We start from the raw sequence: 10,332 nt of genomic DNA on the forward strand, positions 1-10,332 counted from the left end.
GCGAAGGCCTCGCCGATGCGCTCGAGGCCGAAGCCCTCGGCCGCCGCCTGCGCGACATTGAGGACCCGGGTGCGGGTCAGCCCGCCGAGGGCGCCAGCTTCCTCCAGCGTCTCCGCCGTGTCGATCACCTCGACCTGCCAGGCCGGGCCGGCGGGGTCGACCGCGCTGCGCGCGACCCAATAGAAGTGGTTCAGATCCGTCCGCATGATATCCCCTTGATTACGATATGACCGCGCGATCGGTGCAGCGACGCCAGTTCGTGCCGTCGGCGAAGGCCGGCACCGCGCCCCCGGACTCGTCCGCCACATAGATCTCGGCCCCGGCCGGGGTCGCCGCGGGCACCGTCGCCACGGTGTAGGAGCGCAGAACCAGAAGCCGCGCCGCCGTGATCACGGTGTTTGCGCCCGCCATCTGGAGATTGCCGGCATTATCGATGCGCAGCCGCTCGGTCGGCGCCGCTGCGCCGTCGGCCGTGGTCGAGAACACGATCCGGCCGGGCATGTCGCCCACCCCGGGCGTGCCGTCGACCTCGACCGTGATCGAGGCCGCCGTGACGAAAGCCGCGCCGTCCGAGCCGGCGAAATAGCTGCCGCCCAGCTCGTAACCCGAAACGACGATGGTATGGGTGCCGGCGGCGGTGCCCCGGCTCTTGCCGAAATATTGCCGGGGACCGGTCGAATTGTTCGACCACTGGATGTTCGCCGCACCCGTCGTAACGGCAGACGTTTCGTTAAGCTGGACCCGGGGCGTGACGGCATCGAAGGCGAAGGCTGTCGTCGCCCGCGTCAATATATTACTCTGCGTCACCTGCATCTGCAGGACGCCATTGGCCGTGATCCCGACCTGCCCCGCCGCCGGGGCGTAGAAGCCCGCCGTGGCCGCGCCGAAATTAAGGCCCGGCGCCCCGGCCGACCCCGCAGGCAGGGCCAGCGTGCCGATCATCGTGTCGCCAGCGATCTTCACCGCGCCGAGTGCCGCGCAAGCCGCCGCGCCCGTCGTCGCGCCGGTGCCGCCGTTCGCGACCGAAAGGGCTGCCCCCGACCAGTCCGCGTCGTTCACCGCGCTCTTCGCCGCCAGCGTGCCGAGGGCACTATGGCCGGACACACCCGCGGCGGATTCCGTTTCGACAAGATCGCCCGCCGCGATCCCCCGCAAGGGCAGAACCTGCGAAATCAACTCTGTCGTCATGCGATGCGCTCCGCTCCGCTGGAAGTTACCCGCCGCGCCCCGCCACTGGTCACACGCCGCGCGACGATCGGCGCGGCGGCATTCGCCGTCGACCGGGGCGGCACGAGCGGCGACCAGTCACCCCGCACCCCGCCGCCGTTGACGTAACGCGCCTGAAATTCATAGGTTTGCCCGTCCGAAACCGGCGCCGTCGCGTGGACATAGAACCCGCCCGACCTCGACGTCGCCTCGACCGCCTCGACCCGCCAAGCCAGCCCGCCCAGCTCGCGGTACCGCAGCTCGATCGCCAGATCGTCGTCGCCCGCGTCGACGACGGACACGAGGAAGCGGACAGCGACCGTATCCGCGCTCGACCGATAGGCCTCGCTCGCGATCTCGCCGATGGTCGGCGGCGGCAGGGTCAGTCGCTCGTCGGCGGTTTCACGCTCCGGCACCGGCGGCGGATCGCCTTCCTCGGTTGCCGGGTCCCAGGCGTCGATATCGGGATCCGCCAACACCCATTCCACGACCGCGCCCAGCGGCCACAGGCTCAGGCGAAAGCCGGTGATCTCCACCGCGAGGATGCCGTAGCCCCGCCGGCTGAAGTCGAACTTCGCATAGCGCTTTCCGCGCAGCGCGACAGCATAGGCATCCAGGGTCGAGACACCGCGCAGAGGTGCCTTATGCCGGGCCATCGCCCGCTTCATCAGGCGGCGGCACTGGCCCAGCCGCTGGACATGGCCGAGGTCGAGCGGAGAGGTCCGCACCGTGCCGAGGCGCGAGATGTTCTCCTCGTCGCGCCAGGCCGGCGCCTGCACTTCGTCGAAATCATGTGCCGGCGACGTGTAGGACGCCTTGACCTCGTTGATCCGATCTTCGTAACGCCTGTTGTGGCGAAATTGGGTATTGATGATATGCCGGGCCGGAACGACGAACGACGGTTCGACGTATTTGCCGGCCTCGACCCCGATGGCGCCGTCGCCGCGCATGTAGAGCCAGCCGTCCATCGTCGTCAGCATGGCGCGGATGATGTCGCCACGGCGATCCGACATGCGGAAGAAACCGTCGAAGTGATAGCGGTCCTCGGTCCCGCCAGCCTTCAGCGGCACCTGTTCGGCGCAGACATCCACCGCCGCGATCCACTCGTCCAGCGCGGGGGCGATCCGGCGGCTCCAGTCGAAGCCCATGCGGCGGGAGTGGGTCAGGAAGTCGGCCAGGTTGAGCGCCGTCAACTGCGACCAGATCCAGGTGTCCGGGTCGGCGCGGGTCTGGCCCGGATCGCGCGGGTCGAAAACCAGCGACATACGGGTGACCACCGAAGGCGAAGGCAGGCCATAGGGGAACGTACGCTGGAACCGTTCGGCGGACTGGCGATAGACGATCATCGACAGCTGGGCGATACCATCGCCCCGATGCGCTTCCGTCCAATAGTCTAAGGCCGCGACGGCCTCCGGCCAGGCGACCTCGGGGACAAGACCGTATCGAAGCGAGATGTTGATGAAGGAAAAGACGCCGCCGATATTGTCCGAATATTCCTGAAAATGGAGAGGTTCCATCACGGCATTGGGCCGCCCCATGCCGTCGGTTCCGATCGTCACGACCTCGTCGTGCAGATAGATATCGCCGAAGCCGTCGACCCGGCCCTCGTGCAACAGGACGTTCAGATAGAGGTTACGGCTGGCGGTTTCCTTGAGGTTGACCGGGCCCGCCAGGCGAGCCATGCCGTAGCCGAAGATGCGCGGCGGCAGGGGCTGCGTATTCAGAATCTTGCCGTCCGCCGGCTTCGGAATGTCGACCTTCGGCGTCGGCGTGAGCAGCGTACCCGCCAGCCCGACCGCGAGGGCGCCCGCCAGATAATATTGCCCCGTCGCCAGCGCGACGACGATCATCGCGACCTGCAGAATGATGCCGATGGTCTTGCTCACGGCAGGCTCCAGGCCACGTCGGCGGCACGGTCGAGAAATGCCATGCCGTCGCCCGTCCGCACGATCCAGCACTCGTCACGGCGCAGCGCCGCGATCCGGCGGATGCGCCCCGTGCCGTCGGTGACGGCGACCACGCCCACATCCCCTTCGCGCGGTGAAGACGTGCGCCGCGCGCCGCGCGGCAGCAACAGTGCATCGACAAGACCGATCAGCCCGCCATGGGCGATGATCAGCCGCCGCGCCGCCCGGCCATCAGTGGCCGCGGCCCGCAGCTCGGCGCCGACTGGGCCGCCCAACCGCGCCTCGACATGGGGCGCCAGCCAGGACGTGCAGTCGGTCCTGCCCCAGACCCAGGGCGCGTCACCCGTGGCCACGATCATCGCATCGAGGTCGATCATATCCGCGCTCACGAAAACTGCGGCCAGGGGGTTTCGCGCGACTGATACATGCCGTTTCGCTCGCACCCCATGTCGCCCGGATAAAGCGACTGCTGATCCTCGTGGGTCCAGAGCGCGTGGGACGCGGTCGCCCGAGCCATCAGGGGCGACGCGATATCGAGCGTGATCCTGTTCGTGCGCGCCATGCCCTCGACCGTCTGATCGTCGACGACCTCGTCCATCATCATCGTGTCGAGGGCGATCAGGCTGTCGATCAGCGACCCGCGCTCGTCGAACAGGCCGAGCAGCATGTCCAACTCCCGCCCCTCGATCGTCGCGGCTTCCTCGATCAGGGCGGCGACCGCGTCGTCCGATACGCCCGAAACCTCGATCGTCACCCGGGTCGCCTCGCCGTTCAGCAGTTGCTCCAGCTCCGGCAGGCGGCCCATCAGGCGCGAGCCGCGCCAGCGCTCACCGTTTATGCGGATATCGCCCATGCCGGACCAGATCAAGAAATCGCCGTCGACCAGTCGGAAGCGGAAAAATACCTCCGACCGGACGGTGCCCTTGCCGAGAGCGGCGAGGATGGGCGCGGGCAACATGTAACTCATGGGTTCCACTCAACCATGGTGACGCTCCGCCGGGTCATGATTTCGGACGTCCGCGTGTCCGCCATGGCGCCATCGGCCGCCAGCCAGCAGGTCGCGCGCGGATCATCGAATTCGACTGGATCGCCGGCAGCCGCGTCTTCCCTTAGGCCGGGCCAGATCGAGACCGTGTAGACATCGCCCGCGACATCCACGATCCCGTCGGTCTGATAGAGGCACTCGCCCCAGACCGGATGGGTCAGCGACAGATATTCACCGCCCTGCAGCGCAGCGCCCCTGATCATGCGGATGGACACGATCTCGTCGCGCAGCTCGGCCGGCGCGGCCAGTTCGGCAATGATCGCCGGGGTCAGATAGCCCGAGCCATCGTCGAACCAGGTCCCATCGGCATGGGATGTCACATCCGGCATTACCCCGGGCAGGAACGGGGCCTGGCGATGGTCATACACCGGTATCGCCACCGTCCGACCCCGGATCAGCCGCGACGCGATGGAGCGCCATACGCGGGACTGATCGGGTGTCCAGACACCGACGCCCGACAATTCGATCTGCCAGAAGCCTCCGGCGCCCAGTTGCAGTTGGCGGGAATCGTCGAGCGCGGCCGGCCCCAGACTACGCCGCCCCATCTGCGTCACGGTCACGGTCGAGGGTGGCAGCAAGAGCCGCGGATAGCGCGTCGTGATGGCCATGATTATCCGCGTTCGTTCTGATACTGGCGGGCGTAACTGCCGAAGCCCCGCCGAAGGCTCGCCGCCTGCTGGCGGTTGTTTTCCTCGAGGATCGCGCGGAACTGCGCCTCGCTCATCTGCGAGCCGCGCGCGTCGATGTTGTAGGTCGGGGCATGGGTCACCTGCATGGCACCCCGCCCGCCACCGCCCCGCAGGTCCTGCGCCGACAGGATCCGGCCCGGACTGTCGGGAACGAAGATTTCGGGGCCCATCTCGCCGACCTGATAGGCAGCGTCGGGCGAGACCCGGCCGCCCGCCGCGCGGTGGACGTAATTGCCCTCCATCCCCGTGTAGGAGCCCGAACCATAGGAGCCACCGCCCAGGCCGCTGATCAGGCCGATCCCCTGGCTGATCAGCCCCCAGATATCCGTCCCGCCCGACGACGAGCCGCCCGAGCCCAGGCCCAGGCTCTTCAGCATGGGGTCGATCAACTGAATCTGGAACGCCAGCTCCAGGATGCGCCCCGATAGACGCTTCAGGATTTCACCGCCATCAACATCCGCGCCTTGCAGGGCGCCGACCAGCGTCGACGCCAGATCGCGCCCCGCATCGGTGAAAGCCTGTTTCAGGTCCTGCAACGGCCCCTCGTCCATCGCCTGCGCCGCCGCATCCGCCGCCCGCAAGGCGCGATCGTAGGATGCCGTGGCCGCGTCCACGTCGACCGCGACCGACCCTTCGGACCGGGCCAGCGCGGCGATCAGCTTCTCGCGATAGGCGGCGACCTTGTTGGCGAGATCGGCCTCCCGCCGCCAGCGGGCATAGGCCTCGGCGCCCTCGCCCCGGGCGGCGGCTTCGGCCTGCAGGGCATCGGCCTCGCGCAGGATGCCCGCGATATTCTGTTCGGTCTCGGCCTGGCGGCGAACCTCCGCATCCGGGTCCCCGGTCGAGGTTCGCGCCGTTCGGCTCGCCGCAGGAGGAAGGGTTACCACCGGGCGCGCGGGCACCGTTGGCGCGGGCGCGGAACCTTCCGTGGATCGGGACTGCATGATGCGGTCCAGATCGGCCAGCTTGGCCTCCAGCATGCGGATTTCCTCGATCAGGAAATTGCGCTGCAATCCATCGGCCGTTTCCAGCCGCGCCTTGTTTTCCTCGATCTGCCGCTGGTAATCGCTGCGCAGCGCGCCGATTTCCTCGTCGCTCATCCCCCGCGCGCTGCCGATGTCGAGATTGCCCAGCCGCTCGATGAAATTGACGATGGCCTCGATTTCCTCGCGCGTATCCCGTACCAGCTCGACCAGGCCACCCAGCACGCTGGTGATGATCGGCGCCAGCTCGATCAGGGCCTGGGTAAACTGGTTGTCCATCACCGCGGCCAGGACCTCCAGCTTCTTCGCCGCTTCATCGCCCTGCCGCACCAGGCTTTCGTCCATCACGATGCCGAGATCGCGCGCCTTCTGCCGCAGGGCGTCGATACCATCACCGCCCTGGTTGAGCATCAAGACCATCTTCGGCCCCGCGCTCTTGCCGAAAAGATCGGTAGCGACCGCCAGTCGCTCCTGCTCGCTGGTCAGCGCGCCGGCCTTCCGGACGACATCGCCGAAGATATCTTCGATCGAGCGCAGGGAACCGTCAGCATTCCGCAGCGAGACCCCCAACTGCTTGAAGCGGCTGTCGCCGTCAGCCGCCTTGATCGCCAGCTTGTCGAAGGCACCTTCGAGATCTGACGCGCTCAAGCCGACGTCGAGCGCGGCGAAATTCAGCTCCTGCAGGGCCTCGACCCCGACGCCCAGCCGCTCGGAAGCATCGACGAGGTCGCCCATCTTGTCGCCGGCATCCCGCACCGCCGAGACGATGCCAGGCAGAAAATTGGCAGCCCCCTGCCAAGCCGCGAAGCCGATCGCCCCGTAGTGACCGATCTTGGACCATATCTGTCTGGAGGTCTGGTCCATGCGCTCCAGTTGCCCCTTGATCTGGGCAGTCGAATCCGACATCAACCGCTCGGCCCTGTCGAGGGCCGATTTCAGCGATCCGATGTCGCCGTCGATCTCTACCCTCAGGCTGTCGACATCGGTCATGACCGCATCCCTCTTGCATTTCCGGCGAGGCAAGCCGATTTACTGGACATGGACAACATTCCGGCCCTCCTCGCCGTGCTCGGCTTCTTCCTGCCGTCGATCATCGCCGGCCAGCGGCGGGTGCTGGGCCTCAATGCGGTCATCGCGCTCAACCTCATGGTCGTGACCTGGCCCTGGGCACTCGCCCTCGCCTTCAGCCCCTTCACGCGGGGCCTCACCGACGAGCGTCACCCGCCGGCATGACGCCGGCGGATGGCCTGAATCTCGTCGTCCGAAGGCGGCGGGGCCGTCGCCTTGCCGTATGCCCGCCTGCGGGCTTCGATCGCCGCCCAGAATTCATGCGGCGTCGCCGCCCAGAAGGCGGCGGGCGACCAGCGCAGCAGGCCCGTCGCCACCCCCAGATAATCCCGCCATGCGATGGTTTCGGCGCCGCGATCGGTCAGACCGACCCGGCGCCCGGGGCGTTTCCCTCCGCCCCTCCGGAAATCGCCGCGGCGATGAACGCGCCGACCTGCGCCATCACCCTGATGATGCCGATGGCGAGCAGCCGCTTGCCCAGATCGTCCGGCGGCAGATTGCCGGCGGCCCGCGCCGCCGCGCGGACGACGGCCACGGTCTCGGTCAGGGTCGCCGTGCGATCCATGAAGCGGCGGGCAAGGTCGATCATCCCGCGCCCGGTCTCCACCTCGATCGCCACCAGCTCATCATAAGCGGGGCGCAGGACGACGATCAGGCCGCCGCCCAGATCGATCGAGACTTCGCCCCGCACGGGATTGGCCGGAACCTGCGTCATCACGGGGCATCCGTGACGGTGATCCCGCCGCTGAACATCAACTCGAGGCTGAATTCCTGCACGCCCTCATAAGGCGAGCTGCGCTCGATCGTCGAGACGAAGGCCGAACCAGTGCCGATGGTGCCGTCGCCATAGCGCAGCTGGAACGAGCCCGAGGCGCGCGACAACTGAATCGCCTTCAGGCGATCCCAGCCGTCACCGGCGGTGAAGACGCCGGACGCGGAAAGCCGGGTCTCGATGAAGCCGGTACCGGCGGCGTAGTCGCGATGCGCGCCGCTGGTCTTCGAGGTCGAGTCCGCCGGCTGGTGCGACGAGTTTTCAGTGTTTTCGCGGCAACCCGCGATCTCGACCCAGGCATCGCCCGCGGTGTTCCGCACGTCGAGAAGGAAGGCGCGGCCCGGAATGGCCATGATCAGATCTCCCTCAAAAGATAGCAGGACAGGGTCAGGCGCCCACGACCGATCTGGCGTTCGCCACCGGCGGAACGCTCTCGGTCACGGCTCTGGCCGGTGATGTCGAAGACGGCGCCGGACAGGGTCCGGTCCGTGTCGAGGGACAGGGCGGCCGACACGCTGTTGATCAGCGCATCGGCCGCCCGCTCCAGATCGTCCGCGGTGCCATCGCCCGCGGCGAGGACATCGACCACCAGGTCGAAATCGACCCGGTCGATCCCCTTGGCCAGAGGCGAGACCCGCTCGGTCTCGATCCCGACGGCGCCGCAGGGGATTTCCGCCTCGGTCGCCGGGGTGACCCGGCCGAGGAAGACCCGTCCGGCGAAGGCAGGAACGCCAGCGACGAGCGCCGCCGCAACCAGGTCTCGGACGGCAAGGGTTCCATCGCTCACGATGCCACCTTCACGACGAGGTCGGCCTTGCCCTGCCCGTCGTCGCGGACTTCCGCGATCTGCCAGCCCTGACCCGACACCTCGACGATATCGCCCGCCACAGGCCTCGACGGCAGTCCGGCCAGCCGGACACCCAGCGTCCGTTCCATCGACAGCGAAGGGACACCCTGCGCCTCGTCGAGGACGGGGCGCAGGGTGCCGATAACCGTCAAGGTCCCGAGCATCGCTCCACCCCGGCGCCAGGGCGCGGCGACGCCGAAGGTCTCGAAGCAAGGCCCCAGGACATCGGCGTCGAAGTCCACGGTCATGATCAGGTCAGCTTGCCGCGGAGGAGGACTTCCGGCCGCTTGCAGATGAACAGCGGGTAGGAATAGACCTCCGCCTTCCACCAGGCGTTGCGGTCCTTGTCCGTCACCGGGATCACATAGATATCCTTGCCCGGCGTGTTGACGAAATCGAAGGTTTCGGCCGGCGACAGCGCGCGGGAGAAAACACCGGGCGCGCCGACGGGAAAGAACTTCACCTTGTCCGACGGAATCGCGATTTCGGTATTGTCATCCGAGCCGCGATAGTTGTTCCAGGTGATGTCGCCGAACTCGAAGGAACCGAAGGCGTTGCCCTTGCGCAGCTCCGCCGCTTCCTGCTGGTTGAGATAGGTCCGCTCGACGTCGGGATGCGTCGTGAACTTGTCCCAGAATTCGTCGCCGCAGAGGGCGTGGACGCGGGACGAGGCGACGAACGCGCCCTTCGATCGCCGCGCCACCGAGCGGGCGACGCCATTGCACAGGATGCGGAGGGCGCCCGGAACCGGCTCGGCGGCATCGAGGTTGAAGTCGATTTCGGCGGGCTGGACGATACCGAACTCGTCGAACCAGTTGTAGATCACCGAACCGTCGGCATCGAGCAGGATGCCCTGCACGGCGCCGAGGCGCATATGCTCCCAGGTATATTCGACCTGCGAGGTCAGGCCCGTCGGGCCATTGACGTCGCGGGCGATCCGCATCTGGAGCGACATGAGTTCCGACGTATTGCCATAGGCCCGCACGTTCTGCAGTTCGTGTGCGTGGATCGTCGCTTCCTTGGCGATGCGCGGCGTCTCGAAGTAGCGGGCCTTGCGGCGATCCTTCGGCCGGGACGCCAGCGGCTCGCCCCGGGCGCTGGTCTGGATGATCGAAAGCTGACCGTCCAGCTCCTCGACGATCAGGCCGGTCGTCGTCAGCGGCTCGGGCGTGAAGATGTCGAGGGTCCCGAGACCCGTCGGCATATAGGGATTGCGCTCGACCGCCTCGGTCATCGAAAGGGCGGTGAAGGCATCCGCGTTGAAGACATCCATGGTCAGCGGCATGGTAACACTCCTTGTTTCAGCCGCGTTCAGCGGACGATGATGCCGGCGCCGGCAAGGGCGACGATGGCGGCGGCCTTGACATCGGCGTCGATACCGGTCGGCCAGGTCAGTTCGGGCGCCGAGACCTCGCAGTCACGGGCGTGATAGACGGCGGGCCCGGTTTCAGCGGCGCCGGTCGTGATGGTCGCGAAATTGACCCCGATCGGGATTTCCGCGCCATTGGTGGCATCCGGGTCATAGGCGACGATCTGGCCGGCGGTCGCGGCCGGCGTCGCCGTGACCGTGATCGTGAACTGATCGCCGATCGCCGGGTCGGCGCCGGCATCGGTGATGGTGAAGGGGCCGATGCCGCCGATGGTCGCCGCCGTGCCCGTGATCGCCTCGCCCAGCGTGACGCCTTCCGGGTCCTCGAGCAGGAAGGCCGCCGTCGCGCCGGCCGAAACGGCAGTCAGCTTGTAGATGCCCGGCGCCGTGCCGGCCGCGACGGCCGGAGATGCCGTGATCGTGGCGGCGCCGGCATTGCCCGCGAC

At 67.5% G+C, this 10,332-nt stretch carries 15 protein-coding genes; 1 reads left to right on the plus strand and 14 read right to left on the minus strand.

Going from position 1 to position 10,332, the window contains the following annotated elements:
• The 7 genes from WAZ62_RS19290 to WAZ62_RS19320 all read right to left on the minus strand — a co-directional run.
• Positions 1-206: hypothetical protein (locus tag WAZ62_RS19290; protein ID WP_422645157.1), on the minus strand; the 206-nt coding region annotated here is incomplete at its 3' end.
• 13 nt (positions 207-219) lie between these two features.
• Positions 220-1,188 (minus strand): hypothetical protein, encoded by a 969-nt coding sequence (locus WAZ62_RS19295; protein ID WP_422645158.1) that lies wholly within the window; start codon positions 1,186-1,188, stop codon positions 220-222.
• A complete protein-coding gene (locus tag WAZ62_RS19300; RefSeq protein WP_422645159.1) occupies positions 1,185-3,092 on the minus strand; it encodes a hypothetical protein in 1,908 nt (635 codons plus the stop codon). The genes WAZ62_RS19295 and WAZ62_RS19300 overlap by 4 nt, the downstream gene beginning before the upstream one ends.
• A complete protein-coding gene (locus WAZ62_RS19305) occupies positions 3,089-3,502 on the minus strand; it encodes a DUF6950 family protein (RefSeq protein WP_422645160.1) in 414 nt (137 codons plus the stop codon). Before WAZ62_RS19305 ends, WAZ62_RS19300 begins: the two co-directional genes overlap by 4 nt.
• Positions 3,499-4,080 carry a hypothetical protein gene (locus WAZ62_RS19310; protein ID WP_422645161.1) on the minus strand — a complete coding sequence of 194 codons (582 nt, stop codon included), beginning with the start codon at positions 4,078-4,080 and terminating at the stop codon, positions 3,499-3,501. The genes WAZ62_RS19305 and WAZ62_RS19310 overlap by 4 nt, the downstream gene beginning before the upstream one ends.
• The gene (locus WAZ62_RS19315; RefSeq protein ID WP_422645162.1) at positions 4,077-4,766 is read right to left on the minus strand and encodes a hypothetical protein; all 690 of its coding nucleotides are present in this window, start codon (positions 4,764-4,766) and stop codon (positions 4,077-4,079) included. Before WAZ62_RS19315 ends, WAZ62_RS19310 begins: the two co-directional genes overlap by 4 nt.
• 2 nt (positions 4,767-4,768) lie before the next feature.
• Entirely contained in the window at positions 4,769-6,820 is a 2,052-nt protein-coding gene (locus WAZ62_RS19320; RefSeq protein ID WP_422645163.1) for a hypothetical protein, read from the minus strand.
• A gap of 48 nt (positions 6,821-6,868) precedes the next feature.
• Here WAZ62_RS19320 and WAZ62_RS19325 point away from each other — a divergent pair, with 48 nt between their 5' ends.
• Entirely contained in the window at positions 6,869-7,063 is a 195-nt protein-coding gene (locus tag WAZ62_RS19325; RefSeq protein ID WP_422645164.1) for a hypothetical protein, read from the plus strand.
• Here WAZ62_RS19325 and WAZ62_RS19330 read toward each other — a convergent pair.
• From WAZ62_RS19330 to WAZ62_RS19360, 7 genes are all read right to left on the minus strand, one after another.
• Entirely contained in the window at positions 7,048-7,263 is a 216-nt protein-coding gene (locus WAZ62_RS19330) for a phage tail assembly chaperone (RefSeq protein WP_422645171.1), read from the minus strand. The two genes, WAZ62_RS19325 and WAZ62_RS19330, sit on opposite strands and share 16 nt — an antisense overlap.
• Positions 7,260-7,613, minus strand: a complete 354-nt coding sequence (locus WAZ62_RS19335; RefSeq protein WP_422645165.1) for a GTA-gp10 family protein — start codon at positions 7,611-7,613, stop codon at positions 7,260-7,262. The genes WAZ62_RS19330 and WAZ62_RS19335 overlap by 4 nt, the downstream gene beginning before the upstream one ends.
• On the minus strand, positions 7,613-8,023 hold the full coding sequence (locus WAZ62_RS19340) for a phage tail tube protein (protein WP_422645166.1): 411 nt from the start codon (positions 8,021-8,023) through the stop codon (positions 7,613-7,615). Before WAZ62_RS19340 ends, WAZ62_RS19335 begins: the two co-directional genes overlap by 1 nt.
• Positions 8,024-8,025: 2 nt before the next feature.
• A complete protein-coding gene (locus tag WAZ62_RS19345; protein WP_422645167.1) occupies positions 8,026-8,457 on the minus strand; it encodes a hypothetical protein in 432 nt (143 codons plus the stop codon).
• Positions 8,454-8,765, minus strand: coding sequence for a head-tail joining protein (locus WAZ62_RS19350; protein WP_422645168.1), 312 nt, complete (start codon positions 8,763-8,765; stop codon positions 8,454-8,456). Before WAZ62_RS19350 ends, WAZ62_RS19345 begins: the two co-directional genes overlap by 4 nt.
• Positions 8,766-8,767: 2 nt before the next feature.
• Positions 8,768-9,802, minus strand: coding sequence for a major capsid protein (locus WAZ62_RS19355; RefSeq protein ID WP_422645169.1), 1,035 nt, complete (start codon positions 9,800-9,802; stop codon positions 8,768-8,770).
• A gap of 26 nt (positions 9,803-9,828) precedes the next feature.
• Positions 9,829-10,332, minus strand: a 504-nt coding sequence (locus WAZ62_RS19360) for a head decoration protein (protein WP_422645170.1), incomplete at its 5' end; no start/stop codon positions are given.

Source organism: Zavarzinia sp., from assembly GCF_049306435.1.
Taxonomy (GTDB): Bacteria; Pseudomonadota; Alphaproteobacteria; order Zavarziniales; family Zavarziniaceae; genus Zavarzinia.